Source organism: Desulfovibrio cuneatus DSM 11391, from assembly GCF_000430005.1.
GTDB lineage: Bacteria > Desulfobacterota > Desulfovibrionia > Desulfovibrionales > Desulfovibrionaceae > Frigididesulfovibrio > Frigididesulfovibrio cuneatus.
Genome location: NZ_AUCY01000022.1, coordinates 33923 through 60562, shown reverse-complemented (window position 1 = coordinate 60562; position 26640 = coordinate 33923). Strand labels below are relative to the sequence as shown.

Here is a 26640-nt window from a genome sequence, read left to right as displayed (position 1 = left end):
GCATACATTCGCTTGAGCCGGGCGTTTTCCTGCTCCAGCTCACGCATGCGGGCCATAAGCGAGGCATCCATTCCGCCAAACTTTGAGCGCCATTTGTAAAAAGTAGCACTGCTCATGCCATGCTCACGGCAAAGGTCAGGAACGGGAATGCCGTTCTCGGCCTGCTTCAATATTGCCAAAATTTGAGTGTCAGTAAATCGTGATTTTTTCATTGTAAAATCTCCGCTTGGTTTATTCTCGGAAATTCTACTTATAAAAGCTACTACTTTTTGGGGGGATTACCCTACTCTCTCTGGTAAAAAGTAAGTTGTCATTAACCCACTGGAATAAGCGGCACGTTCACCGCTTGTTTCTGCGGGCCTATTGGTCTGGTAAGGTGTGGGCACTCCCCATACCACCTTTCCTTACTGCCTTGCTGGCCCATTCCCGCCCGCACTCTGTTTGGCACGAGCAGCTTCCTTGACTTTTGCCCGGAACAGCGTAAACACCGCACCGGCAAAGGCTTTGGGGTCGCCTGGGGCAGGGCCGGGGCCAAAGTTCCAGTGCCGTGGTTCATTGGTCCACTGCCCAATAACGGTGGCTGTTTGCTGCGTCGGGGCTGCATTTGCCTTGTTCCCTGCCAGCAAAGCTTCCTTGGGCATGGTTTTTTCCAGCGTATAGTACCAGATGCGTTTGGCATCCAGCGCCTGCTTCTTGGCATCCTGCGTCAACTCAACAATAACAAGGGCGTAATAAGCTTCAGGCATTACCTCTGGCGTTGGCATTTCAATAATGAAGAACGCCAGACTTTTTGCCAGGAACCCACGCTGAATTACCTTGGGCGGGCTGGCAACTTCACTTGCGAATTGCGGGTTTGCCTGCTTATTCTGTTCCCACACAGAAGCTAAAAATGCATCGCCTTGTTCTGAAAAAGCAAGCAGCAACGCCGTTTCCGGTGTTCCGTGCAGCCCCTGGGGTAAAATTCTGTGGGCAAACAGATATTTGTAACTGGGCATCTCTTGCTGGGGGGCCGCAACAGGTGGGGGGGGCGCTGTATTGGTTGCCTTACAACCGAAAAAAAGCAGGCAATTCACCAGCAGAATGGGCAGGCACATTGGTATGCCTGCAAAATGGAAACAGCGTCTTGTGTTGCTGTGTACGGTGCGCATCATTATCTCCCCTTGTGTTATCGGCTTATAGAGAAAAAGATACTAGCAGTGCCTTGTGTGGCGCGCAACTGCCTATTCACCATGGGGCACTTGTTACGCCTGAAACCTGGCAAAAAATGAAGGGGGAGAGATACTGCATTACGCAACAGGCAGAAGCATATCAACGTTTTTTACAGGCTGCACACAGGCAAAAGAACACTTTTTTCTTGTGAAAGTTGCAAATTCTGGTAATCACCAAAATGGATGACACAGAACACCCCGAACAGCCTGAAACGAGCCGCAGACTTGCGGGCCTGTATACATTGTAACCAGCGGCTTTGCACACCAATACCCGGAGAGCACCACGCATGAAAACTGTTGCCATTACTGATTTACATTCTTGTGAGTATGAACACCCGTTAGACAGAATAGGCCTTGAGACGTTACGTAAAATCCCCCTTTTCCCCAAGGTGCTGGAACTTTGCACCGTGCCACAGAACAGTATTTCCAGAATGGAACTGCTTGGCAGCAACCTGAAGGTGACTGAGCGGCAAATGCCCACCCTGTACAAGCTTATGCGCGAAGCGTGCGAAACCCTGAACGTTGACGAGCCTCTTTTTTATGTAAGCTCTGCCCCCCAGTTGAACGCCTATACCGCGTGCCCTGACAAGCCAATTGTGTGCATATACAGCTACTTGCTGGACTTTCTTACCGATGACGAAATCCGCTTTGTTATTGGGCATGAACTTTCCCACATCAAGTCGCAGCACATCATTTACCAGGCCCTGGGCACAATTTTGGGCGAGAACCTGCTCAGCGCCATCCTTTCCACCGTGCCAGGGCTGAGCACCTTTTCCCAGCCAGCCATTTACGCCCTGAACTATGCCTACTTTGAATGGTACCGGGCCGCAGAATATTCCTGCGACCGTGGTGGCTATTTGGCGTGCCAAAACTTCAACGCCTCATGCACAGCCCTGATGAAACTGGCAGGCTCCAGCCAGCGCTTTGTGGACGAACTGAACTTGGAAGAATTTATCGAGCAAAGCCGCAACTTTGAGCAGGTCAGCTCGGAAGGCCTCGGCCTGGTGCAAAAAATCATTCTGAGCAATGGTCGCTCCCACCCATGGTCTGTTTCCCGCGTGGGAGAACTCATCAAGTTCAACGATAGCGGCGAATACACCAACGTTCTGGAACGCAAAACACTGCGCAAAGAACTGCCCGCTTCTGCCACCCCCGCTCTGGACACCGCATCCGCTGCCGATAAAGCCAAAGAAGCAGCAGATAAAGCCAAGGACGCCGCAAAAGGCGCGCTTTCCGGACTAAGCAAAGGGTTTGGCAAGTTCGGCAAAAGCGAATAGCCGTTTTTTACGCTAAACAAAAAATTCCACATACTCTGGAAACGCTCAGTTTTTTCGTTTGGCAAGGCGCACGTGTTTTGTACAGGGGGGGTGGGCTCTTTGGCCCTGCCCCCCTGGACAAATCATGAAGCAACGCCACCAAACGGAAAAAATGAGCGTTTCCTTATTGTTTCCAGGTATACCCACACCCACTGTTTGGTTTGCTATTCCCATACAAAAAAACCAAGCCTTCCCCTCTGCTTTGCCGTTACCCCTTGTTATGCTGCACAATGTACAAATTCAAATACGCGGCAAAAGCTACCCAAACAATATAGGGAACAAACAAAAAGGAAGCCACCTGGCTTATGGGGAACACAGCCACGGCAAACCACACAATGGCACACCACAACGCCGCCACCACCACCAGGCCCGCGCGGGGGCTGCGGTAGTAGAAAAAGGCAATGCTCCACAGGCCGTTAAGCATAAGTTGCACGGCAAAAATACTTATGCACAGCAGCCGCTGGGGGCCTTGCGCTGCCAGCAGCAACCCAAGGGATATGCCCATGCAGGCATACAGCACCCCCCAGGCCAGGGGGAATACCCTGTTGGGCGGGGTAAGGGGCGACTTACGCAACGTGGGGTACCATTCCGCCAGGGAACGTACCTGCAACCGTGCACCCACAAAGCCCACGGCAAAACAGAGCAAAACACTGCCTAACACCAATAGTACTGTGTTCATATATTCCCCCTACAACATGCACGTATTTATAACGTTTCCACCATAAATCTATTACCCGCTTTATGCAATGCTGGCAGCTATACCGCCCGCAAAGCCTTGGCAGCCCCCCAGTTTGTTCTCCTGCGGGCCTGCTTGTCAAAAAAATCTATTACGGGTATATTCCCTGCCCATTATGTTGAGCATTTGCACCGCCCTTTTTCATACTCCCCCAGCCTGCCACCAACGCGCTATTTTGCGCCGTGGTGCCCGGCTCTTTGCCCGTGCTCTGGCCCCTGCCCGTGCCATAATAATGCTGTGCCTTTGCTTTTTCACTCTGCAATGCTTTGGGGCACAACAAAGCCCTGCCTTGGCAGCCCCAAGTTCCACCACGCAGCAAATAGAAAAGCAGCGCAGCACCAACCAAAAGCCCGCCCCAAGCAAGCAAGCCACCCCCACGAAAAAAAACGATACGCAACCAGCCACAGGGACGCAGCAAAACAAACCACGCACCACCCCTGCCAGCACGCAGGTACGCGCCACCCCCCAGGCCAAGGCTGAAACCACGGCCAGTGCCGCCACCTCTCCCAAAGCACTCAACGCCGTGCAGGGGTTACAGGCAGAGTTCAACGCCCTTGCTGGCGATGCCCAGCGCGCTTCCCTGCGGCACAACTGGCTGAATTTTGAAACGCGCATCAAAGCCATACTGGAACGCTACCCCAACCAGCCGGAAGCCATGTTGCTTGCCGCACGAACACGGGAAGAACTGGCAGTGCGTGCCCGCACCACCCAAGACTGGCGCGAAGCGGCCCAGCGGTATGACGCCTTTGCCACCAAGCACAACAAGCATACCCGCGCTGCGGAAGCCCGGCTGAAGCAGGCCACCTTGTTAAGCCGCGTGCCCCATGGGCTGGACGACGCCAAGCGCACCTTACGGCTGTTGCAGCGCGACTACCCCCAAAGCAAACAGGCAACCCAGGCCGTGGCGTTGCTCAAGGACCTGGAAGCCCAGCCCCCACAGACCACCCCGGACAAGGAAACCGCACCCAAAAAAGAGCGCGGCAAAGAAGCGCAAGAAAGCAAAACAGCCAGCCCTGAGGAAAAAGCCGGGAAAACAGCAGATAAAGCTGGACGAACCGGAGAAAAGCCCTCTCGCACCAAGGATAAAGCTACCAATACCAACCAAAAGGGCACCCTGGCGCAACAGCTTGGGCTGACAGTACGCACCATTATGCTGGACCCCGGCCACGGGGGCAAAGACCCTGGCACCACTGCCAATACCATTCAGGAAAGCCTGTTTACCATGCAAATGGCCAAAAAGGTCAGCGCAGCGTTGGAAGCCCAAGGGTTTACGGTTATTCTTACCAGAGCGAACGATTCCTATATTTCCTTGCAAGACAGGCCCCTTATGGCCAATGCCCAAAAGGCAGACCTGTTTATTTCCCTACATGCCAACGCCAACGCCAACCCGGCAATTCAGGGGCTGGAAACGTACTACCTGGATACTGCAAAATCCAAAGACGCAGCCCTTGCTGCGGCACGGGAAAACGGCATTGATGTGGGGGGGGTAAGCGACCTGCAATTTATCCTTTCTGACCTCACTGGCAACAGCAAACGCAATGAGTCGCACAAGCTGGCCAGCATGGTGCAAAAAGAGATACTCAAAAGGGCTGCCAGCGGCAAACAGGCCATGGTGGATAACGGCGTGCGCTCTGCCCCGTTTTATGTACTTATGGGAGCAAAAATGCCCGCCATTCTCGTTGAATTCGGGTATGTGACCAACACAGACGACGCAGCAAGCTTGCGCTCCGACCGATTTTTACAACTCCAGGCAGCAGGCCTGGCCGACGCTGTAAGCGCCTACAAACGCGCTGTGGAAAAATAGAGTGTATCATTGGGGGACACTGTCCCCCAACCCCCTGCAAGGGGAATGATTCCCCTTGACCCCCATTTCGCTTGCTTTCACGCAGCGCGTGAAAACAAGCACCATGTGGGGTTCCAAGGGCATGATGCCCTTGGCGGAGGGGTTTGGGGAGGCAGAGCCTCACCAAGTAAAAATCAAGTAATCAAAATTGTTATCAACTCAGCTACACACCTGCTCCATCGCTTGCCAGACAGGCCAGGGCATTTACCGTGGCAGCCGCAAGGGGCGAACCGCCCCTGCGCCCGCGCAACACAAGGCTATGCAGGGCTTTCTGCTGCACCAGCAGTTCCTTTGATTCCGCCGCATTCACAAACCCCACAGGCATACCTACCACCAGGGCAGGCATAATACCGTTTTCTGCCACTGCTTCCAACATCGCCAGCAAGGCGGTGGGGGCATTGCCAATGGCAATAATACTACCTTCCATGGCCTTGCCAAGGCACAGCACCCCTGCTCTTGAGCGGGTAATGCCTTCTGCCACGGCCAGTTCTGCCACACCCGGCGCAGCCAGCAGGCACTGCACAGTGCAACCAAAAGGGCTCAGGCGGCGCAGGGGCATACCTGCACGGGCCATTTCCGTATCCGTAAAAATGGGCGCCCCGGCCCGAATGGCAGCCACCCCGGCAGCCACGGCCGCATCAGGCAACCATAAATCAGCCACAAGGCCTGTGTCGCCACTGGTGTGCACCAAACGCCGGGCCACCTGCCAGGCGTCCCCATGGAACGGCTTGGGGTCAATTTCAGCATCAATAATGGCAAAGGAGCGGTCCTCAATGCCTTGGGGGGTATTATGGGGGTCAAGTGTAATCATGGCTTATCCTTGGTAAATCACAGGGCAGGGGTAAGAAAGGCAGCGGCACTTGCCGGAAAAGACCCCAAATACAGGTGGGCATACAGCCCCAACGTAGCGGGTAAGCCCGCGGGGCTATAGGCCATTCCCCCGGTGGCATTGCCGCTGGCGTCTGCCAGGGTGCCCACGCACGTCACACTGTGGGGCAAGGGTTCCCCAACCAGGGCACTGTACCTGAATTCATGCCCGCGCAACACCGTTGGGGCAGGGGCAAGGCAGCACGGCTGCTGCACGTTGAGCAAACGGTAGCCCAACGCCTGACGCTTGGCATGCATACGGCAGGCAAAGGGGAACACCCCGGCCATGGCATATTCCTGACCAGAGGCCGTGGTAACCCCCTGCATAAGGTACATAAAGCCGCCCCCTTCCGCCCACACCGTGCCCCCGGCCTGGGCAAACTGGCGCACAGCCCGCAGCATGGGCTGGTTGGCGGCTAGCCCTTCTGCCACAAGTTCCGGGTACCCGCCCCCCAACCATAGCCCCTGCACCCCGGCGGGCAAGGCGGCATCATGCAAGGGAGAAAAAAAGCACAGTTCTGCCCCGGCGGCTTCCAGCCTGTCTCTGTTTTCCTGAAAATAAAAGCTGAAGGCAGCATCGTGGGCAACCGCCACACGCACCTTGCTGCTATTGCGGGCACCGGCGTGCGGTACAGGCGTTGCGGCAGTGCTCGCAACCATATTCCCTACGCTTGCTTCGCTCTGGCATGAAGGCAGGGTAAGGTGCGCCTGTTCTGGGGCAGGCAAAGCCACATCCGGCAAGGCTGCCACCAGGGCGTCCATGTCCAGGTGGTCTTCCGCCCATTGGCGCAAAGTGCTGGCAAACCCATGGGGGTTGGCTGTGGCTTCCTCTGCCACAAGGCCAAGGTACCGTGCGGGCAGGCGGATATCTTCCAGCCGGGGCATACACCCCAAAAGCCGCACCTGCGGGCAATGGTCTTGCAAGGCCTGACATAAAATAGCAGCATGGCGGGGGCTACCCACCCGGTTACACACCACCCCGGCAAATGAAAGTTGGGGGTCAAAATGCACAAAACCCTGGGCCAGGGCCGCTACAGAACGGGCCAGGGAACGGGCGTCCAGCACCAGCACCACAGGCAGACCAAGCCACTTGGCTATTTGGGCAGGGGAACCTTCTTCCCCCCCAAATGCCACACCGTCAAACAGGCCCATCACCCCTTCCACCACGGCCATGGTGCAGGGAGCAGGCTGAATAGGCTGAGAACCGGGCTGCGGGGATTGTGCCCCTGCCAAGGACATATGTTGCCCCGCCGCAGCCACAAACGGACGGTAAAACGTCTGGCAACATCCTTCCTGCCCGCCCAAAAAGGCATCCAGGGAATAGCCCTGCCTGCCTGCCACGGCACTGTGCAGGGAAAGGTCAATGGGGTCTGGCCCCACCTTAAAGGGCTGCACACTGTGCCCACGGGCCACAAGGGCAGCAATAAGCGCAAGGGTAAGGGTGGTTTTACCCGCCCCGCTAGCTGTGCCGCCCACCAAAAAACCGCGCACGCCAAGGGCTGCCGTTGCCGCACCGGGCTGGCCTGCGGGGGGGGCCGGGGCCAGTGCCCCCAGTGCCTGGAAAGTGCTGGTAGAAGAAGTATTCATATGCGTTTCCCCTTACTCGTCGCCTTGTTCGCGCAATGTCCCTGGCCCAACCACCCCAAAGGCAAGCCCCATAAGCCCGGCAGGCACAAGCAACAATGCGCTGAAGGCAAAGGCCATGCTCACCCCTTCCACGACAAGGCCAAACAAAAATGGCCCTGCTGTTTGCCCCACTCTGGTGAGCATACTGTTCAAGGAAAGCAGGGCCCCGCGCCGCTGCGGTGGCACAGAGCGCACCAACAGGGACTGCACGCACGGCACATTCAAAGCATGCCCTGCCCCAAACAGTAAAAGGGGCAAGGCAAGCCAGTAAAACGAAGGCATGTGCGGCAAAAGCCCAAGGCCCAGGGCATACAGGGCAACGCTTACCAGCAGCAGGGCGCGCACAGCAAAGGTTTGGGCAAGCCGACCAAACCACAAGGAAACCAGCCCGGAACCCAGAGAAAACATCACCATAAGCATACCAATGGCAGCAGGTTCTGCCCCAAACTGGTGCCGCGCAAAGGCAGGATAGCCCGTAATAATACCGGCAAACAGCATGAAAAAAACGAGCAGGGTGGCAAGCAATGCCCACAGGGTGCGCCCCCGCAACACACGGCCCACCTCCACAAGGTATGCCCCAAGGCCGGGCCGCTCTTGTGGTTTTTCCAGTTTGGTACGCAAGGCCACAAAGGCCACTGGCAAGGCAAACAGGGGCAACAGGAAGGGATAGCGCCAGTCCCATTGGCCAAGCAGGCCGCCAAGGGCCGGGTACACCGCATTGCACACGCTTACCATGGTCATATTATAGCCAAGCCAGCGTGCCCGCACCGGGCCGGAAAAAGCATCACCCAAAATGGTAATATTCAAGGCTTGCAGGGGTGCCGCCCCAATGCCCTGCACAAGCCGCAGGGCAATAAGTTCATGCAGCCCAGGGGCAAAAGCGCAGGCGCCACCAGCCAGCCCAAACAGCAAAAAAGCCGGCACCAGCACCACCCGCCGTCCAAAGCGGTCGGCCAAAAGCCCGGCCACCGGGGCCAGAAAAATACCCGGTAAAGCATACGCCGCAATAACCAGGCTGGCAGTGCTCAAAGAAACCTGGAACACTTCTGCCAGTTTTGGCACCACGGGCATAATGCTCACAAGACCAAACACCATACCTATGGTGGCAACGCTTGAAAGCACGATAACTTTTTTCTGGTTGGGGGTATATTCAGTGTGTTGCGTGCAAAGCATGCCTATATCCTTCATTACACTGCGCAAGAGATAACCCAGGGCAACATTGCGTCATTGCCTGTAGGGGCTGGGCTGAACAGGTGCGTTGTTATAAGCCATTTCCCCCCTGCCCACAATGGCTATTCCGGGCATTTCCATGCAGGCCACAATTGCCAAGCCCTGCCATGGCTGGTATGGTTTGTGCTTCCCTGTTTCGTTGTAAAATCTGTGCAAGGACACCCATGGACTGGCAAACCCTTTTCCTGACCAAAGCAGGCAGTGTAGCCCTCATGCTTGGCATGGGCGGCATCATTGTTCTGCTTCTGCGTGTGCTTTACGGCCCTCGCGGTATCCTGCGCGACCCCACCTGGGACGCCATGAACGACAAGCACCACCGCGAAAACGCCACTGCCCCGGCCTGGCTTGCGGCCCATAAAAAACAGTTAACACGCTATGCCGCACGCTTTAGCACACCAAACCCAAGTCTTGCCGCGCATTTGCAGTTAAAACGGGAACACACCTTCCGGGTGCTGGAAAATGCCATGGCCATTGCCGCGCAGGAAGACGCTTTTGCCGCCCCCCCCATGTACCGGGCCTTGCTGCTGGCTGCGCTGTACCACGATGTGGGCCGCTTTACCCAGCTCGTTACCTACCAAACTTTTTCTGATGCCCATTCCTGCAACCACGGCCACCTGGGCGCCATGGTACTTGCGCGGGAAGGTTTTCTCCAAAAAGAAGCTCCCGCGGTGCGCCACATGGTGCGCACTGCCGTGTGCCTGCACAACGCCTACCAGCCCCCCGCCGGGCTGCCTGCCCCCATGCAGGCGGTGCTTAATGCGGTGCGCGATGCCGACAAACTGGACATTATTTCCCTGATGTGTGAGCAGCTTGGCCCAGGGAAAACCCCGGACAACACCGTGGTCATGCACCTGGCCGACACACCGGGGGCATACAGTGAAGCTGTGTGGCAGGCCCTGCAACAGCGCACTCCGGCCTCGTTCCAAAACATGCGCACAGTAAACGACTTTCGGCTACTGCTATGTACCTGGTTTGACGCCCTGCACTTTACCGCTTCCAAAAGGCAACTTGCCCAAAGCGGGCACCTCATTACTATTATTAATGGCCTACAAGGGGTAGACGCCCTGCGCCATGAGGCATTGGCCCTGCTGCACATACGCCTGGCCTCGGCATTCCCCAATACCCAATAACAGCCCGCCCTCCCTGCCATGGGGAGTCTCCCACAGTAGGCCCATCACCATGCCCCCGAAAGACCCATACCAGCACATTGCCCCTGTGTACGATACCATCACGGCAAAAGCCCTGGCGTATTCGCGTCAGGCCATAGCTATGCGCTGCTCCCAGTTGTATGCCAAGCGCGTGCTGGATGTGGGCTGCGGCACAGGGAAGCTGGTGCAATACCTCCAAAGCCAAGGGATTTTTGCCGTGGGCATGGATGCCTCCCCTGCCATGTTGCAGGCCCAGGCAGTTCATAACCGCGCCAAGGGGTACCCTGCCCCCCTGCTACCATGCGTGCAGGCCAATGCTGCCCACCCCCCGTTTGCCCAAAACACCTTTGATATTGTTGTGTTTTCCCTCATACTGCACGAAACAGGGGAAGACCCGGCGGCGTTGCTGCAACAAGGCCTGCAACTGGCCCCCCGCGCCCTGGTGCTTGAATGGCGGGCCCCGGAACGCAACCTGGACTATCTGTTCTGCCTGTGGCCCCACTTTATTGAGCGCATGGCAGGCAAAGAACACTATACCCATTTTCGTGCCTTCATACGCCAGGGGGGCATGGCTGGCCTTGCCCACAGGGCGGGTGCGCGCATAACCCACTGCCAAAGGCTTGCGGCCCACAGCATGGGCCTATACACGCTGGAGCATCTTCCCATTGAAAAATAGCCTTCATAATTCAAGACCATCTTAACAATACGGTCGGGCTCTCTTTTTGTTCTTTGCCAAGCATTACCTTAAAGAGAAGACAAAGAGGTGATTATAAAGGCAAACAACACGCTGCGCGAGGCAATTTTGCAAGCAAAATCGCCCCAATGCTATCCGGCTTTGTAGCCGGATAGCATTGGCTCTTTTCCGATACTCACAAGTAGATTCTCACCATTTGTTTCCTGCTTAAAACTCAAAATAATAAGGATGTTACGGATACATTTCAGTACAGGCAATGGTTGTGCATGGCAACAGCCCTTGCCAAGCTGTGTGCGGGTTGGTATACAAAAAAGGTTATTCTCTTTCTCATCAGTGAGGTGTTTTTTCCTTCATTACCGTATTATTTTACAGCGAGCATACCTGCCTTTACAGGGCACTTGGCCCTGGCATAACGCCCAGACCAACGCACGCAAGGAGATTACGCATGCCACGCACCTGTTACCGTACATTGTATTGCATTATTGTTTCGTTTTTTCTTTTCCCCACTGCCGGCATGGCACTGGAACCTTCAGTCATCAACAGCCTTGGCATGGAATTTGTGCTCGTTCCGGCGGGTACATTTGTTATGGGTGCTGCAAAGCAAGAAGGCGTGAACGTGGGGGAAGATGAAGGCCCAAAACACACGGTAACCATAAGCAAGCCTTATTACCTTGGCAAATATGAGGTCACACAGGAGCAGTGGGAAGCCATTATGGGGGAAAACCCCAGTAGCCCCCAAGGAAACAACCTGCCCGTGAACACCGTTTCCTGGGACAATATTTACCTGTTCATACGCAAGCTGAACCAACGAGAAGGGCAAAAATATCGCCTGCCCACCGAGGCAGAATGGGAATATGCCGCGCGTGCCGGGGGCACTGGCCTTTATTCTTTTGGCGACAATGCAAAAGAACTTGGCCTGTATGGCTGGTTCAAGGACAATTCCATGGGCACGCCGCACCCCGTGGGGCAGCGCAAACCCAACGCCTTTGGCCTTTACGACATGCAAGGCAACGTGTGGGAATGGGTACATGACTGGTACAAAGACACCTATTACACAGAAAGCCCGGAAAACGACCCCAAAGGCCCGGAAAAAGGCCTGTACCGTGCAGAGCGCGGCGGCAGTTGGGACAGTTCCGCCAATACCCTGCGCCCCACGGTGCGCATAAGCAACCCCCAAGACACCCAATGCCCCTTCAGCGGGTTCCGCCTGGTGTTCATTCCACAGGAATAAAGCCCTTAGCAAATAAGCCGGGAAACAACACCCTGCGAATGGTGGAGAAACGATTATGCGAGTGCGCAGTCTTATTTTGCTTATTGTGGCAGTGCCACTACTACTGGTGAACCTGACCCTGATTCTTCTTGAGTTTCGCCACGGTGAACAGCAAATACAAAACAGCCTCAACGACTCGCTGCAAGAAATGGCCGCATTCAGGGCCATGACCCTGAGCAATTTTTTCGCCACTGCCATGGAACCTGCCACCCAGCAGGCAGAGTTCATTAAAGCCAACAAGCATGTGGATGCAAACAGGCTGTTTGCGCAAATGGAACGCCCCTTGCGCCGTTTTCCTCAAATTTCCGGCATGGGCGTTGCTTACGACAAATTCCAGCATACCCCCAACACCCCATTTTATGCGCCCTTCATTTGGATAGATGAAGATGACCAGTGCCATAAAACCATACTTTCGCCGGAAAAGAACATAGACTACACGACTGCTGAATGGTTCACGGCAGTGAAAGAGAGCGATAAAGACTACTGGAGCCTGCCCTACATGGAACCCAGCCTGCACAACCAGCCTGTGGTGACCTTTGCCACACCCATGGTGGAAGAAGGAGAGTTCCTAGGGGTTGTATTCCTGGATATGCAGCTACGGCACATCCGCTCCCAACTGCGCAAAATGGACCTGAACAATGCCGGTATCGGGCTTGTGAGCACCAAGGGAGACATTATTATTGCTCCCAGTTGTTCCATGCAGACAAGAAGCAAAGTCTCCAGTGAAATGATGCAGTTTACCCAAACACAACTGCGCCAGCAATTGCAGACCTTTGCCAAGCTGTTGCCCGGCACCCTGCCCACAACGCCTGTAACCATGCTCGACCCGGCTACAGATGAAAACACCTGGTTCGGCCATGCCCGCATAGAGCACACCAACTGGTTATTGGTGCTTATTGTGCCGGAGGACCTTGCCATGCAGTCCCTGCGCGAAGGCATGAACACACGGTTATGGGGCCTGGGCGTTGGCACCCTGCTGCTGTTTCTTATTATTTACTGGCTCATTTCCCGCAACATTTCCCACCCCCTGGAACAGCTTACCCTGGCTACCAATGCCATGTCTGCGGGCAGCCTTGACCTGCGCATTCCCCACATAAGTGGTTCGCTGGAATTGCAGGAGCTGGGCCAGGCCTTTAATAATATGGGTACCCGCCTGGAAAAACACGTAAAGCAGCACCTGGCGGAAAGCAGCGCCCGCCACGCGGCTGAAGCGGCCAGTGAAGCTAAAAGTGAATTCCTGGCCCGCATGAGCCATGAAATTCGCACCCCCATGAACGCCATTATGGGTATGGCCCACCTGTGCATGCTTACCGTTCTTTCCCCTAAACAGCACAACTACGTTGCCAAAATACAATCTGCCGCCAGCAACCTGCTTCGTATTATCAACGATATCCTTGATTTTTCCAAAATTGAAGCAGGCAAAATGGAAATTGAATGCACCCCCTACCGCCTTTCCAGCCTGCTGAACGACTTAAGTTCGCTTATTACAGTGAAGGCCGGGGAAAAAAACCTGGAAGTGCTGTTCCGGGTGGCTCCAGGAATACCCGACCACCTGAAAGGCGACCCTTTACGCCTTTCCCAAATTTTGCTGAACCTCACCACCAATGCCCTGAAATTTACCGAGCAGGGTGAAATTTTTGTGGGGGTAAAAACAGCCAACCCCCAGGAACTGCCCCCGGAAGTACCCGTGGCACTTGGCCAACCCGGGCAGGTAACCCTGCATTTTTGGGTGCAAGACACAGGTATTGGCCTTACCCAGGAACAAATTGAAAAGCTGTTTACTTCATTTAGTCAGGCAGACGATTACACCACACGCAAATACGGCGGCACAGGGCTTGGCCTGGCCATTAGCAAGCGCCTGGCTGAAATGATGGGCGGCACCATTTGGGTGGAAAGTACCATGGGGGTGGGCAGCACCTTCCACTGTGTGCTGCCAGTCGCGTTAGGGCAGCAGGGGCATGAATGCCGTTCCCTGCAAAACCTGCAAGGCAAACGCGCCCTGGTGGTGGACGACAGCGAAGCGGCACGGGAAGCATTCCGGGAAATGCTGGAACCCATGGGCCTAATGGTGGTTGAAGCGGCCAGCGGGGAAGACGCCCTGCACGCAGTAAAACACGCCAAGGCAAATGGCACTGCCTACAACCTCATTCTTATGGACTGGCAAATGCCGGGCATGGATGGCATTGAAGCAACCAAGGCCATTCGCGCAGCCCTTGGCCCGCAAGACGAAACCCCCATTTTCTTTATGTCCTGCTATTCCGTTGAAGAACAGGAACACGTTGCCACAGAACACCTGTTCCAGGCCCGGCTGCATAAGCCCGTTACCCCTTCCATGCTTATGGATGCCATGACGCAAACCTTCACCACCCTGCTGGTGGATACCCCGGCAGGAGAACAACAAACCCATTCCGCCGGAAATTGCCAGGAACAGCCCCAATACCCGCATATTCAAGGTTCCCGCATTCTGCTGGTGGAAGACAATGAAACAAACCAGGAAATTGCCGTGGCCCTGCTGGAAGACATGGGGGCAAAGGTGAGCGTGGCCAATGATGGCATTGAAGGGGTGGAAAAGGCCAGAACAGAAGCCTTTGATGTTATCCTTATGGATATTCAAATGCCGCGCATGGGCGGCCTGGAAGCCACCAGCACCCTGCGAACCCTGGCTAGAAAGAAAACGGCCTTCCTGCCACCCAAACTGGCCGCCGGTACATTGCCCATTATTGCCATGACAGCCCACGCCATGAGCAGCGACAGGGACAAAAGCCTGGACGCCGGCATGAACGACCACATTACCAAACCCATTGACGCCGCCAAATTATATGAACGCCTGGAGTACTGGCTTTCTAAGTAGGGCCCCCCTCCTCGAGCACCTTTTTTTGTGTGATTTAGGCAAAGCATACGCCCAAGTGTTGGGGTTAGGGAAATAGCAAAAAGCATGTTTATTATATACTCATCAAAATGCCTGCGACTTTTTCCAACCGTTCCAAGGGATTACATAATAAATTTACTTTAGTTTGCCCATTTTTTGAAAGAGAATATAGATCTTCTAAATGATGATAATAGTACTCAATTTTCTCAACTATATCTTCAACCTTTGGCTTAATAATAACAAGTTCTCTCTCATTAAAGCGCCCTCTGTTGTTATCCAATTCATCGGTTACAAAAAGCGCAGTTTGCAAAAACATGCAATCAAACCCCAAGGGGAAGCCGTGAAAATTTCCTTCATAGAGTTGATTCATACGGCTTGGTGACAGACAAATGTCCATTTTTGCGTAAAAGGATTGCAAAAAATCTGCCTGCTGATACCCATAAAAATGAATTCTGTCTTTAATTGATGAAACATCTATATCATAGGCATCATAGTTACCAACCACATGAAAATGTATATCAGGATACTTAGAAACAAGGTATTTTGCTGATTCTATAACCAAATCATAACCCTTATCAAGTCCTCTAGGTATATACTTAGCCGCGACAAAACAAATATCAAAAACATCTTTTTCTTGCTTAAAGTGCTGTTTTGGCAAGGTGTCGCTTGTTAAAAACTGAGTATAACCTGCAAACAAAAAATCCATTTTATCCTCTGGACACATACCTTTATCGAGCAAATAATCTCTTGTTCCATCCTGAGTAACAATTACCTTCCTAAAGTAAGGACTGGAAAATATCTCCTTCAGCATTGCATCAGAACTCGCATTATGCAAGCCAAACGCCCCGCCAGGGTAAAGCACAAAGACAAAGGGAATTTTATGTTTGTTATAAAATGGTAACAAAACATACGTTTCCGCCAAGAAATAAGAATACGCCAATTGAATTTCATAGTGAACGTTTGGATCTAGGTAACGGATATTCTCCTTATTCTCAGGATAAAAAGAATTATACCTTGATAAGTTATAGGAGAATTTGCCATGTGACATGCCATAGTCATGTGAAAACCAAGCTAGATTTCCTGGCTTCATAGGAGGCATAGTATAACATTTACATCCTGAAATTAAACGTAATAGCCCATTTATTTCATAATTTCTGAACCCGAAAGGGATTTCCTGGGGAAATTCCGAATCAATAATAACAATACTTTCTTTCTTTGTTTTTTCACCCTCATCAATTGCGTTGCTCTTATTTGGCGTTGCAAAGAGAACTGTTTTTCCAAAATGCGGCGTATAATGCCCCAATGAAAAAGCATAATCCACACCAAGACTGCTTAAGTATGCGGGAATTGCGGCAAAATGCTGAATATTATGATACAAACAGATAGCTAACTTTGGGGTAAACTTCTTAATTGTTTTTTCTGCCCCGTGCAAAGCATCAAGTTCAGCACCTTCAATATCTAATTTAATAAAATCCACTTTCTCAAGATTATTATCCCAAACAAAATCATCAATAGAAACCGTTGAAACCATTTCTACCGTACCACTTCCTGCAGGCTTTGCTGATGACACAGAGGACGCTGGACCATCCTCAGTAATATAGAGATGCTCTCCAGAATGACTCCATAACGGGTTGGGTACAAGAGAAATGATGTCACGCAAAGTGGGGTTTAAAGCCATATTCTTTTGAAACACTGCCATATTTTCACGAATAAATTCAAACGCAAAAACTTTGCCTGTTGGGCCTACTACATGGGCAAAATAAAGGGCAGTATCCCCAAAGCATCCACCACCATCAATAACAACATCACCGTTTTCGACCTTACACACAGTACCATCATAATTAAATTCATATTGCTTAAGAACAAAATCAGTAAAAATGCCAATAGGAAAATAAAACATTTTAAGATTGTCAAATCCAAGAGAATCGAGCTCATACAGGTGTAGGTTAAAATTTCTCGTTCTTATGAATGGAGTTTTCTTCATTGTCTCTGCTATGGAATAGTATTGCTCCCACAACGGAGACTTCTCAATATCTAAAGATACTTTATTCCCAAGTATCCGTAGAGTGAGCAGATCAATAAACAGCTTTCTGGAGTAGTCGTTACTGAGTAATTTATATGTATTAGCAAGGCTTTTCAAAGAGACCTGTTGTGCAAGAGATGCAAACAATTTTGCATAATCAATATCCCCGTCTGGATTCACCATTTGAGATTGAGGCGGAAGTCTCCTGGGTAAATCAGACATGGCTGGATACTGGTTATAGTAATTAGCAGCAAGAGCCTCTTTCATCCGGGCTAAAAACATGTTCATAGTCCCTCTCTACTCTAGAAATGTTATAGCTTAGCAAAACGTAAATCAACCATGCATCCTGCCCATGAAAGGCCAACACCAAAACCGGCAAGCATAACGTTATGCAACCCGGAAGCACCATGTTTTTGTATCAAATCATGCAAAGCAAGCGGAATGGAATTGGATACGGTATTTCCATATTCACTGGCATCATTCCAAAATGGATACGTCAGCAGGTCACACGCTTGCTGTAAAAATTGAAGCATAAACTTGTTGGCCTGATGAAAAACGAAGTAGTTAACATCTGCCCGAGAACACTTGGCTTTTTGCAAAACATCTTCCACCAGCGGAGGAACAACCTGCAAAGCAAAATCGCCAATAGCAGCACCAACCATATTAATACTATAATTTGAGCGCTTATTGCCATGCTCATCAATCTTTTCCACAAGAGGGTTAAGGAAGGACGGTTCCCGGCACCCACCAGAGGGAATGATGAGATGATTTGCACCACCACCATCAGTGCCAAAAGAAAAATACCCTATACAGCACGTTCCGCCCTGCACCTCACGCGCATCAATCAGTGTAGCTGTGCCTGCATCCCCAAACAAAGGAACAGTGGACATATCTTCCGGGTGAATATGCTTTGAATATGTTTCCCCTGTAAGCAGCAACACTCGCCGTGCCTGCTGGCTTTCAATGAGTCCCTTGGCAAGGCTCAACCCATATACATAGCCGGAACAGCCCATGTTGAAATCAAGGGCACCGCAGTGTGTAGCAAGTCCCAATCGCTTGTGCAGCACGCACGCGGTTGTGGGCAGGATATAGTCTGGGGATTGAGTGCAAAACAAAAGATAATCGATGCCCTTTGTTTCTTCCTCACTCAAACCAAGGCGTGCAACAGCACATGCAGCAAGATCTGCTGCCGTTTCATTATCGGCCGCAATATGCCTGCGTAAAATGCCTGTTTTTTTCGTAAGCCGGTTCATTTCATTTTCAGCTACCACGGAAGGTAGGTAGCAGGAAATTTTTGAAATATATGCTGTACTAATCATTCAAATCTCCTATCTCTTGACCCAACCCTTGCCCAGTTAGCTAATGCAGCTATATACTTGAGGCTTTCCTTCTCTACCAATAAAAGAGGCTAAAAAGGCTTGCGCCAAGTTCGGCTCCATCTAAGCAAGAAATCCACCGTCAATAACAATATCCGTTCCTGAAATCCAGCGTGCATTGTCACTCAATAAAAAAAGAATCAGGTTGGCGACATCTTCGGGTTGGCCTACACCAAGGGGATAAACCTCTTCCTTTACAGGGCCAGCAAATTCGGACAATCTTTGCGTCAATTCTGTTGCCACCCACCCAGGAGAAACGCTTACAACACGGTGTCCCTTGGGCGCAAGTTCTTTAGCAAACGTCTTTACTGCAGTTGCAAGAGCTGCTTTGGCAGATGCATACGCAAAAAGACTTTTTGAGGCGACCTTGGCATCTATGGAAGATAGTACCACTGAAGAAGTGCCTTTTACTGCATATTGAGAGCGGGTGCAGCATTGAAGTAAAAGAACGCCGCCCCAGAAATGTGTTTCCATTAGACTGTGGGCGGCCACAGCATCATAACTTCGAAGAGGAGTAGCAATAAGGTTGCCAGCCGCATGAACGCAGCCATGCACCTTACCATGCTCAGCAACAAAAGCGCCTACGGCTGTTTCAATGCTGCCTTTGTTGCAAACATCACAACAAGTCGTTTTAATATTCTCAGGAGCCATGGCACGAAGCTCTTCCAACGCTTCGCTTCGGCGAGCAAGCCCCAATACAACTGCCCCGGCTGCTGCCAAATCCAAAACAACTTGCCGCCCGATTCCTGAAGAGGCACCGGAAACAACAAAATTTTGACCAGAAAAATTATAGCAAACCTGTTTCATTGCATCTCCTCACAACAAGTAGTGCTGCAGCCCCAACACACACCTGTATGCACGTGCACTCACCCGAAATCAGATGATGTAAAGGCACGCTCGTTTCGGCGCTTAACTGCGCGCATGAATTAACTCATCAAATCCTGTAGCTCACCACGCAGCAAGTCACGCTATTCTCCCGCCCAATTTTGCTTTCCTGCAAAATTGTGTCGCTTACGCCTAGGCAGCGGATAAATGCTTTCGTATTTACCCGGGCATCCTATGTATTAAAATGCCTTACCGAATAAGCACAAAAAGGTCGTTCACAGTTTGTGCTTTACGCAGTTCTTCCGCAGAAATGCGTTTGCCGCATGTTGTTGCAGCAAAGGCAAGAAACGAAACGAAACTCAAAGAATCCCATTCTTCAATACTTGCCAGCACCGTGGTGCCCTCCAATTCCGTTTCCGTATCCAGAAGCTCTTTCATTTGCTCAATAAACGTATCCATATATCCTCACGTGTGATTATACTTTCATGGCAGGATTGCCCACAGCAAGCACATCGTCTTTAAGACGTTTATATACAATACTACCCGCACCTATCGTGCACCGCGAGCCAATACGCGAATGGGGCAACATGCCAGCATAAATACCAAAAAAGTTCTCGTTCTCCATTTTGGCGTAGCCGGTTATGGCACAATGCGTACTAAGCACATTAAAATTGCCCACAGAAGCATCATGCCCTATAATCGTAGCAATATTAAAAATATTGCCATCCCCTATAGTTACCCCTGGGCTAATGCACACATGGGGGCAGAAAACGTTTCCCCTGCCAATGCTGGCCTGGGGGCTAACCTGCGCAGAAAGGGCAATAAGAGTATAAAAGTTCACCCTCCGTGCAACAAATTCATAAAACAGGGTATTACGCACCTCGGCATTACCAATGCCAAGAATTATACTGTCGTGCGGTTCAAAAACGTGATCATTATAGTGCCCCTTGAATAATCCCTCCAGACCATACTGACCCAACATATGGGATGTGGCAAGAAAACCACCGAAAACGATGCCCGGTTCGTACTTCATTCGCTCACTCAAATACATGTGGCACTCTGCCGCAAAACCGCCACCACCAATTATCCAAATTCTTTCCAACATACCTGCCGCCTACTTCGCCCTTTCTTGGGCAAGTTTTTTCAGAACAGCAAGGCGCAACTTTCTGTCTACTGGCAATGGGGGTAACATGCTCGTTTCATGCAATGTACGTGACTGAAAGTACATAGGATAGAACGGCTCCAGTTCCTGTAAAACATCTGAACGTCCCTGCCGCATAGCAGCTAATTTGATATTTGAGACAAGCACAGAAATTACATCCACCTGTAAAACATACCGCTCCATAAACAAGCGTTTCAAATGATGGAAAAATTTCAAATGGGGAATACCGCATCTACAAAACCATTCCTCAGTCTCTCCGGCTCCAGCCCATAGGCCGCCGTGCCATTTGCGGTAGACCGCCATGGTATCTTCCAAGTAAAGGATATCACCATACTGGGCATGTAAAAGGTGCAACAGCCAATCACCAGGCAAAATATCCAATGGAATAAATTGGCCAATATCTTGCCCTGAAAAAGCCCAACGGTATAACACAGAATTTGTTTGAATAAAATTGCCTTTTGCCAGATCATTGAATGATAATTGCGTCTTTCCCCCTAAAAACTCAGGTGAGGGGAAAAGGTTATCTTCCTTGCTTTCATCTTCCCAATGCACTGCAACCGAATGAAAGCAAACCGTGCAGCTTGGATTTGCTTCAAGCGCATCCACTTGTTTTTGCAGCTTATAGGGATCTGTCCAATAATCATCACCTTCACAAAAAGCAACAAATTCAGCCTGCGCACAATTGAGCGCGTAGATAAAATTCCTCATGGCACCATTATTCTCATCATGGAACACGGGCTTAATAATATGTGGGTATTTTTTTTGATACTCACTTATTATATCTGAAGAATTGTCAGTGGAACAATCATCTACGATAATGGCTTCAAAAGGGAAATTCGTCTTTTGCATAACAAAAGACTCTAATGCCTGAGCAATAAATTGCGCCTGATTATAACAAATGCAGATAATTTGAACTTTATGTAAAGTCATATCTCGTTCCTTTACTGCATAGCACGTCTAATAGTTGTGCATATTTTTTCCACCTGTGCCGTTTCAAGCCCTACGTAAAGTGGTAAACAAAGAACCCTTGAGCAAATATCTTCTGAAACAGGGCAGGCTATTTTGTTTGCTAAATAAGGGAGAGTATTCAAGGAGGGATAAAAATAACGCCTTGGGTAAATTTCCTCATTATTCAAAGCAGTAACTACGTCCAAAAGCGTTTGCTCGTTTTTCAGTAAAATAGGATAGTAAGCATAGTTATGCCCCTGTTTGTCCTGCATTTTTGGCAATGCTACGCACCCTGCAAGAATAGAATCATAGCACTCAGAAAGCAGCTTGCGTTGTGCAATAATGCCTGCAACATAAGGCAGATTGGCAAGGCCCATGGCTGCATGAAATTCCGATTGTTTGCCATTAATGCCAAGGCAATAATGGGTATCACCCAAATGCCCAAAACGACGAAGAATGTCGATGCGGTTATACACATCTTGATGCGGGGTAACACACGCTCCCCCTTCAATGCTATGAAAAAGCTTGGTGGCATGGAAAGAAAGTGTTGCAATATCTCCCCAGCTTACCAAGGGATGCCCTTTATAAGTTACCCCAAAAGCATGTGCGGCATCATAAATCACCTTCAGGGAATACTTGTTGGCTATTCTTTGTATTTCTTCCACAAAGCAGGGAAAGCCAAACACATGAACAGCCATTATGCCCTTTGTCCGTTTTGTAATTGCTTTTTCAATACGCTCTGGGTCAATGGTGAAACGATTTGGCTCAATATCGACAAACACAGGTGTGCATGATTCCCAAAGAATACTTGAAGTGGTGGCAACATAGGAAAAAGGAGTCGTTATTATCTCTCCTCCGATCACATCAAGTGCCCGAAGAGCCAACTGCAACGCAATAGTGCCGTTAGTTACATAATGCAAATAAGGCACCTGGCAGAATGCTTGGAGCTTCTCTTCCAGCTCAACAACATTAGGCCCCTGATTTGTCAATATTTTGGAGGCGAATATACGGCTAACATAGCCTGCATATTCTTCTTCCTTTGGAAGAAAAGCTTGAGTAACTTGAATTTTTTCCATCATTCCTTCCTCACTCTATGCATGTGTTGTCATGCACAAAGCCATTGAGCCCCACGTTATTATTTTTCTGCTATATAAAGTGTGCTGGTGGGTTTAAGCCCTAGCCGCTTATAAAATTTTGCTCCAAAATGCCGCCAAGTAAGTTCCTGAACCCTGAATCCGGCCGAAGTAATACAGTCAATGAAGTCCTTTTTAGCATGTAAGCGAACATGGTCTCCCTGCCCATACAACTTCCAACGGTCTGCCTCGGTTACAGCAGTCGGATCTTCCCTAGTACGCTCCAAGCCGACAGCAATAGGTACCATGAGCAAACCAAAGCCGCCCGACGCCGTTATTCTATAAAGCTCTTTTGCCGCTACACGGTCGCTCGGAACATGCTCCAGCACATGGCTACACAAAAAACAGTCTACACTCGCATCAGGAAGGGCTATTTGCATCAAATCAAGATTGTAATCTACCCCTTCCATCATCAAATCCGCTGTTTTATAGGAAGTAAACAGTCGCAGGCTTTGAATGTAGGCAGAAAATGCCGCTTCAGGAGCAAAATGTACTATTCGTGAAGATGATGTCAGCCTCCCTTGGCGAATTTGCTCATTAAACCACCAAGCATACAAACGCTCCCTGTCTGAAGCGCCACAAGCCGAGCAGGAATATGTGTCCAAGGGGGTCATTTCACAATCTTCGTAACAATCAAAACCGTGGCGTGCTGCAGTTTCCCAAAAGAATGGCGAAAGTGGCAAAAAAACCTGTCCCGATGTTTGGCAAACAGGGCAATAGTTAGCAGGTAACGAAGTGTTTTGACAGAGAGACATGGCAAACTCCAAATTTCAATTTTAGCTTGGGAGATAGGGAATGCCGCCTAAAAAGTGCGCTTATCAACGCATCTGGTTCAAAACCCGGCAAATGGGTTTCCCTCGCAACGTCTCGTCGCTGCAACAAAATGCGGGAAAATACGGCATTGCCATATGTATTATTCATTTGCCCAGCCTTTCAAAGAATGAAATTGCCGGGTATGGGTTAAACGCATGAGATATCCACTGCTCTGGCAAATTGCGCTTAAGCAAAGTAATCGTGGCTGCATGCTATAATTTTATGCAAAAATTAGACCATTTAATTCAAGCGATCATGCAGCTACCTGCATGTGCAAAGCTATTTCGATCAATTTTCGGCTTTATATCAATAACAAAGGCATCCTATAGAGACCCTTGCAAAAGATTCGTAAAGCGTTCATCCACAGGGATGAGGATCCCAAAAGCACAAACAAGGGAAATTAATTTTCACGCAAAATAAATACGCCTATAACTTTTATAAAGCATACTCCTATATAGCCAGAGTGGAGTAAAAACCAAAGTCAACGCTGAAACAGATTTATAATAATAATAATAATATTAATTATAGTAATAATGAAATAAAGTTATTAAAAAAAGTCTACAACGGTTTCGTACTTTAGTGCTCCACCTCCCTTGCTAGTACTATTTCCAGACAATATTCTGACACAATAGCTTCCAGAGAACTTTTTGCTCTCGGCCATGCATTGTAAAAAAAAGAGAGACCCAAAAAGGTTACTGCAAAGGCAAAAAACATGCTTCGCGCGACATTTTTTTTAGGAACCGCTGACTAAATCAATCTAAAGTGATCGCTAGTGTTAAGGAATTATGTTATATTTTCGTAGTAATCCGATGCGTTTCCAACATATCCTTGATTGGCGTGTGCTAGAAACTCGCGTTCATCTTTATGAAAAGTATTCATTACTACTTCCTGGTTATGATATTGACAACGCACTATCCTGTTTATCACAATGATTAATCCAACATCATAAGCGCTCAATAAAAAGTTAGAACAAGGTTGCCCCCGCCTACTTCATATACCTGTCCACTTCCCGGCGGATTTTTTCATCCTGAACGGCCTGGCCAACGCCCACGGGCACGCACACTTTACCCACCGGGTTCAGGAAGGTGCCCAGGGATTTGATAATGGGAATGGCAATGGGAATACCCACGATGGAAAGGAACAGCCCCCCGGCCTGAACAGCGGCGATAATGGCAAAAATTATCCCAAAGGGTATGTAGAACAGCATGATAAGGAATGAATAGGCTTCCCACACAGGGTTTTGCGTAATGTTCAGGTCATCTTTACTCACCATTTCATAGGAATAGGGCGCCAGCAGGAACTTGGAAAGCTGGATAAGCCCAAACCCAATAGGGGCGGGAATAATAAGTGCCGTAAGCAAAAGGCCAAACAAAAAGGTATAAATGGCACTTACAAACCCAAAAAAGGGGAAGTGCCACAAGATATTGCCGAGTAAACGCATTATACCCTCCAGGGTATGCTATTTTGGAAAAAACGCTGAAGTATCCTTTATTTTCCCACACCTTGCCACGTCATACAAGCAGTAATTTCTGCTCACCCAGTTTCCCAACGTTCTCGCATTCCAGCCTGTTCTTGCCTGCCTTGCCATGCTCTGCTTGCAGTTGCATACACACAAATCCGGCATAGGGTATTGCCGAGCCAAACAGCCGCCCTTGCCCCCTGGTTACCCCCAAATGGCGCAAAAGCTGTTGCTGTTCCTTTGTTTCAACCCCTTCCGCCACAACATCTGTCCCGTAAAGGCGTGCTGTTTCCACAGAAAGTTGCATGGCAGAAAACACCAGGAAATCATGCATATTGGATGTCATGGAATAGTCAATTTTCATCTCACCAAAACGATATTGGGAAAGAAGGGCAAGAGAGCCATACCCTGTACCACAATCATCCAGGGCAAGCTGCACACCCAGGGTATGCAGCACTTCAATATTTTCCCGCACCAGTTCTGAGCGGGACAACTGGTTTGTTTCCATAATTTCCACAATCAATTGCCGCGGGTTAACCCCAGCCACCCCCAAAAGAGTGCACAAGCGTTCCCCAAAATGGGCTTTTGCCAGGGAGGCAGGGGTAATATTTACCGAAAACTGTAAATGCGCCAAGGGTGGGGGCAATATTTTCAGGCATTGCACCATGTGCTTAATAATAGCCCACTCCAGGTCTTCCAGCAAATGAGACTTCATGGCCACGGAAAGCACCTGCTGGGGGGGGACAAAGCTGTTCTTCCCCTCTGGTGAAGGCAAACGCAACAGCCCTTCAGCCCCTATACACGTGTCGGTGAGCAGGTTCACTTTTGGCTGAAAGTACATAGCTACCTTTTCTGTGGCAATCCATTCCTCAATGCAAGCCCGCACGTACCTCTCTTTCTTCACAATATTCATGAAATTTTTGTCAATGATATACACGTTGGCAGCATATTCACGTTCAGGCATATCAAGGCTGCGCAGGAATGTTGCCGCAACGCCTACACAGGGTAACGGAATTTCCACCATACCAATGCTCAGGTGCGGAGCAAGGCCGGGCAGCTTGGCACCTTCCATCGTAAATTTACTGAGCATACGGTACCCCAGGCCCGCAGCCTGGGCCTCTTCCAGGGTTATGCCCCGCAGCAGCATAACAAACGAACCCTCCGCATAGGCATATGCCTTTGCCTGCAACCCCTTCCACGGGGGCACCGCTTGCAAGGCCACAAGGCTATGCCCCATGCTTTGCAACCAGGCATCTGCCCAGGCGTGGCCACGCTCCTGAATAAGCGCGCGAATATTCCCCAGGCTTATGAACAGCAATGTGGCATACTCCCATTCTTCGGCCTTGCCCCCTTTCAGTTTGGAAACTTCCAGGTCAAGCTGCAATTCCTGGCGGTTGGGAAGCAGGCAAAGGGGGTCGCGAAACAGCGCCTTGCGGCGTGCCACTTCCCGGCGAAAGACCCTGGCCGCGAAAAACAGAGAAACCTGCAAAATGGTTGCGCAGTAGAGTGTTCTTAGCAAAATAACATGCAGCACTGTTTTGCCCGGCAGCAGGGAAAACATCCAAAAGGCCACTGGCCCCAAGGCATATATGCCTACCCGCAAAATAGACAGGGTAAAAACTTCCCGCCCATGAATCAGTTGCATTGCTTTACCAGAAATCCCCCGGCGCACTGCCAGGCTGGCAAGGCCCACCACCCCCATATCCAGGGCCACCAGGCCAGCCTCTTCCCACCCAGCAAACACAACATGGGCCACTATACCCATTGCCCAGGCAATGCCAGCACTTTGCCACCCCGCAAATAGCGCCGCAATAAACAGGGCTTCATAGGGCAAAAAATGCAATACCGGGCCCTCAACATAATTCCCATAATGGTTGAGCCAAAACAGCAGGTACCCGGCAACGCCAACAATGGCTCCCAATTGCCAGCCAGCTCTTTCGCACGTTATTATTGTGGTACAAAACACACTCACGGCAGCCGCAATACCAATAAAGGCAGCCACTTGTATAAGACCCAAGGAAAGTACTTCAAAAATGAACATCCATGTAAAAGCAATCACCGGGGAAAACACCGTACACTCTATCATAACTCCCC

Annotated in this window: 22 protein-coding genes; 6 read left to right on the top strand and 16 right to left on the bottom strand. The window is 50.4% G+C overall.

Translation table 11 applies throughout. The features are described 5' to 3' along the window. Together G497_RS0106930 and G497_RS0106925 are read right to left on the bottom strand one after the other, a co-directional pair. Nucleotides 1-212 (bottom strand): transposase (locus tag G497_RS0106930; RefSeq protein WP_027187606.1); only part of this gene is annotated, 212 nt, incomplete at its 3' end. 192 nt (nt 213-404) lie between these two features. Beyond that, a complete protein-coding gene (locus tag G497_RS0106925; protein ID WP_027187605.1) occupies nt 405-1151 on the bottom strand; it encodes a hypothetical protein in 747 nt (248 codons plus the stop codon). A gap of 344 nt (nt 1152-1495) precedes the next feature. On the opposite strand from G497_RS0106925, the gene G497_RS0106920 reads away from it, so the two are divergent. Continuing rightward, the gene (locus G497_RS0106920) at nt 1496-2485 is read left to right on the top strand and encodes a M48 family metallopeptidase (protein WP_027187604.1); all 990 of its coding nucleotides are present in this window, start codon (nt 1496-1498) and stop codon (nt 2483-2485) included. Nucleotides 2486-2732: 247 nt separating this feature from the next. Here G497_RS0106920 and G497_RS0106910 read toward each other — a convergent pair whose 3' ends face one another. Continuing rightward, entirely contained in the window at nt 2733-3203 is a 471-nt protein-coding gene (locus tag G497_RS0106910) for a TspO/MBR family protein (protein ID WP_027187603.1), read from the bottom strand. A 232-nt stretch (nt 3204-3435) separates the two neighbouring features. Here G497_RS0106910 and G497_RS19085 point away from each other — a divergent pair, with 232 nt between their 5' ends. Continuing rightward, nucleotides 3436-5064, top strand: a complete 1629-nt coding sequence (locus G497_RS19085) for an N-acetylmuramoyl-L-alanine amidase (protein ID WP_156907980.1) — start codon at nt 3436-3438, stop codon at nt 5062-5064. 202 nt (nt 5065-5266) lie between these two features. On the opposite strand, the gene G497_RS0106895 is transcribed toward G497_RS19085, so the two are convergent. The 3 genes from G497_RS0106895 to G497_RS17155 are packed head-to-tail and all read right to left on the bottom strand — an operon-like array spanning nt 5267 to nt 8769. Beyond that, nucleotides 5267-5914 carry a precorrin-8X methylmutase gene (locus G497_RS0106895; RefSeq protein ID WP_027187601.1) on the bottom strand — a complete coding sequence of 216 codons (648 nt, stop codon included), beginning with the start codon at nt 5912-5914 and terminating at the stop codon, nt 5267-5269. A gap of 17 nt (nt 5915-5931) precedes the next feature. After that, the gene (locus G497_RS17160) at nt 5932-7557 is read right to left on the bottom strand and encodes a cobyrinic acid a,c-diamide synthase CobB (protein ID WP_051257923.1); all 1626 of its coding nucleotides are present in this window, start codon (nt 7555-7557) and stop codon (nt 5932-5934) included. Nucleotides 7558-7569: 12 nt separating this feature from the next. Continuing rightward, nucleotides 7570-8769 carry an MFS transporter gene (locus tag G497_RS17155; RefSeq protein ID WP_051257922.1) on the bottom strand — a complete coding sequence of 400 codons (1200 nt, stop codon included), beginning with the start codon at nt 8767-8769 and terminating at the stop codon, nt 7570-7572. A 221-nt stretch (nt 8770-8990) separates the two neighbouring features. Here G497_RS17155 and G497_RS17150 point away from each other — a divergent pair, with 221 nt between their 5' ends. From G497_RS17150 to G497_RS19080, 4 genes are all read left to right on the top strand, one after another. Continuing rightward, nucleotides 8991-9956: an HD domain-containing protein gene (locus G497_RS17150; RefSeq protein ID WP_051257921.1), complete on the top strand. Its 966-nt coding sequence runs from the start codon at nt 8991-8993 to the stop codon at nt 9954-9956. A 49-nt stretch (nt 9957-10005) separates the two neighbouring features. Beyond that, nucleotides 10006-10650, top strand: coding sequence for a class I SAM-dependent methyltransferase (locus G497_RS17145; protein ID WP_051257920.1), 645 nt, complete (start codon nt 10006-10008; stop codon nt 10648-10650). 463 nt (nt 10651-11113) lie between these two features. Beyond that, a complete protein-coding gene (locus G497_RS17140; RefSeq protein ID WP_051257919.1) occupies nt 11114-11899 on the top strand; it encodes a formylglycine-generating enzyme family protein in 786 nt (261 codons plus the stop codon). Between the two features lie 55 nt (nt 11900-11954). Continuing rightward, complete coding sequence (locus G497_RS19080; protein ID WP_051257918.1) at nt 11955-14789, top strand: response regulator; 2835 nt, start codon at nt 11955-11957, stop codon at nt 14787-14789. 91 nt (nt 14790-14880) lie between these two features. Here G497_RS19080 and G497_RS19075 read toward each other — a convergent pair whose 3' ends face one another. The 10 genes from G497_RS19075 to G497_RS0106805 form a co-directional block, all read right to left on the bottom strand. After that, nucleotides 14881-17118 (bottom strand): FkbM family methyltransferase, encoded by a 2238-nt coding sequence (locus G497_RS19075; protein WP_051257917.1) that lies wholly within the window; start codon nt 17116-17118, stop codon nt 14881-14883. 23 nt (nt 17119-17141) lie between these two features. Next, complete coding sequence (locus tag G497_RS0106845; RefSeq protein WP_027187600.1) at nt 17142-18149, bottom strand: 3-oxoacyl-ACP synthase III family protein; 1008 nt, start codon at nt 18147-18149, stop codon at nt 17142-17144. Nucleotides 18150-18269: 120 nt separating this feature from the next. After that, a complete protein-coding gene (locus G497_RS0106840) occupies nt 18270-19013 on the bottom strand; it encodes an SDR family NAD(P)-dependent oxidoreductase (protein ID WP_027187599.1) in 744 nt (247 codons plus the stop codon). A 267-nt stretch (nt 19014-19280) separates the two neighbouring features. Then, the gene (locus tag G497_RS0106835; protein ID WP_027187598.1) at nt 19281-19490 is read right to left on the bottom strand and encodes a hypothetical protein; all 210 of its coding nucleotides are present in this window, start codon (nt 19488-19490) and stop codon (nt 19281-19283) included. A 16-nt stretch (nt 19491-19506) separates the two neighbouring features. Next, nucleotides 19507-20136: an acetyltransferase gene (locus tag G497_RS0106830; protein WP_027187597.1), complete on the bottom strand. Its 630-nt coding sequence runs from the start codon at nt 20134-20136 to the stop codon at nt 19507-19509. 9 nt (nt 20137-20145) lie between these two features. After that, the gene (locus G497_RS17125; protein ID WP_051257916.1) at nt 20146-21123 is read right to left on the bottom strand and encodes a glycosyltransferase; all 978 of its coding nucleotides are present in this window, start codon (nt 21121-21123) and stop codon (nt 20146-20148) included. Nucleotides 21124-21134: 11 nt separating this feature from the next. After that, nucleotides 21135-22220, bottom strand: a complete 1086-nt coding sequence (locus tag G497_RS0106820; protein ID WP_027187596.1) for a DegT/DnrJ/EryC1/StrS family aminotransferase — start codon at nt 22218-22220, stop codon at nt 21135-21137. A gap of 56 nt (nt 22221-22276) precedes the next feature. Then, a complete protein-coding gene (locus tag G497_RS19800; protein WP_084516075.1) occupies nt 22277-23029 on the bottom strand; it encodes a methyltransferase domain-containing protein in 753 nt (250 codons plus the stop codon). A gap of 1043 nt (nt 23030-24072) precedes the next feature. Then, a complete protein-coding gene (locus tag G497_RS0106810) occupies nt 24073-24528 on the bottom strand; it encodes a YccF domain-containing protein (RefSeq protein WP_027187595.1) in 456 nt (151 codons plus the stop codon). 70 nt (nt 24529-24598) lie between these two features. Beyond that, entirely contained in the window at nt 24599-26632 is a 2034-nt protein-coding gene (locus tag G497_RS0106805; RefSeq protein ID WP_027187594.1) for an EAL domain-containing protein, read from the bottom strand. Between the last annotated feature and the right edge of the window lie 8 nt (nt 26633-26640).

Excerpts from the sequence above, each read along its gene's own strand:
- G497_RS0106925 (WP_027187605.1), bottom strand. The coding sequence starts at position 1,151 with ATGATGCGCACCGTACACAGCAACACAAGACGCTGTTTCCATTTTGCA.
- G497_RS0106920 (WP_027187604.1), top strand. The coding sequence starts at position 1,496 with ATGAAAACTGTTGCCATTACTGATTTACATTCTTGTGAGTATGAACAC.
- G497_RS0106910 (WP_027187603.1), bottom strand. The coding sequence starts at position 3,203 with ATGAACACAGTACTATTGGTGTTAGGCAGTGTTTTGCTCTGTTTTGCC.
- G497_RS0106895 (WP_027187601.1), bottom strand. The coding sequence starts at position 5,914 with ATGATTACACTTGACCCCCATAATACCCCCCAAGGCATTGAGGACCGC.
- G497_RS17160 (WP_051257923.1), bottom strand. The coding sequence starts at position 7,557 with ATGAATACTTCTTCTACCAGCACTTTCCAGGCACTGGGGGCACTGGCC.
- G497_RS17155 (WP_051257922.1), bottom strand. The coding sequence starts at position 8,769 with ATGCTTTGCACGCAACACACTGAATATACCCCCAACCAGAAAAAAGTT.
- G497_RS17150 (WP_051257921.1), top strand. The coding sequence starts at position 8,991 with ATGGACTGGCAAACCCTTTTCCTGACCAAAGCAGGCAGTGTAGCCCTC.
- G497_RS17145 (WP_051257920.1), top strand. The coding sequence starts at position 10,006 with ATGCCCCCGAAAGACCCATACCAGCACATTGCCCCTGTGTACGATACC.
- G497_RS17140 (WP_051257919.1), top strand. The coding sequence starts at position 11,114 with ATGCCACGCACCTGTTACCGTACATTGTATTGCATTATTGTTTCGTTT.
- G497_RS19080 (WP_051257918.1), top strand. The coding sequence starts at position 11,955 with ATGCGAGTGCGCAGTCTTATTTTGCTTATTGTGGCAGTGCCACTACTA.
- G497_RS19075 (WP_051257917.1), bottom strand. The coding sequence starts at position 17,118 with ATGAACATGTTTTTAGCCCGGATGAAAGAGGCTCTTGCTGCTAATTAC.
- G497_RS0106845 (WP_027187600.1), bottom strand. The coding sequence starts at position 18,149 with ATGATTAGTACAGCATATATTTCAAAAATTTCCTGCTACCTACCTTCC.
- G497_RS0106840 (WP_027187599.1), bottom strand. The coding sequence starts at position 19,013 with ATGAAACAGGTTTGCTATAATTTTTCTGGTCAAAATTTTGTTGTTTCC.
- G497_RS0106835 (WP_027187598.1), bottom strand. The coding sequence starts at position 19,490 with ATGGATACGTTTATTGAGCAAATGAAAGAGCTTCTGGATACGGAAACG.
- G497_RS0106830 (WP_027187597.1), bottom strand. The coding sequence starts at position 20,136 with ATGTTGGAAAGAATTTGGATAATTGGTGGTGGCGGTTTTGCGGCAGAG.
- G497_RS17125 (WP_051257916.1), bottom strand. The coding sequence starts at position 21,123 with ATGACTTTACATAAAGTTCAAATTATCTGCATTTGTTATAATCAGGCG.
- G497_RS0106820 (WP_027187596.1), bottom strand. The coding sequence starts at position 22,220 with ATGATGGAAAAAATTCAAGTTACTCAAGCTTTTCTTCCAAAGGAAGAA.
- G497_RS19800 (WP_084516075.1), bottom strand. The coding sequence starts at position 23,029 with ATGTCTCTCTGTCAAAACACTTCGTTACCTGCTAACTATTGCCCTGTT.
- G497_RS0106810 (WP_027187595.1), bottom strand. The coding sequence starts at position 24,528 with ATGCGTTTACTCGGCAATATCTTGTGGCACTTCCCCTTTTTTGGGTTT.
- G497_RS0106805 (WP_027187594.1), bottom strand. The coding sequence starts at position 26,632 with ATGATAGAGTGTACGGTGTTTTCCCCGGTGATTGCTTTTACATGGATG.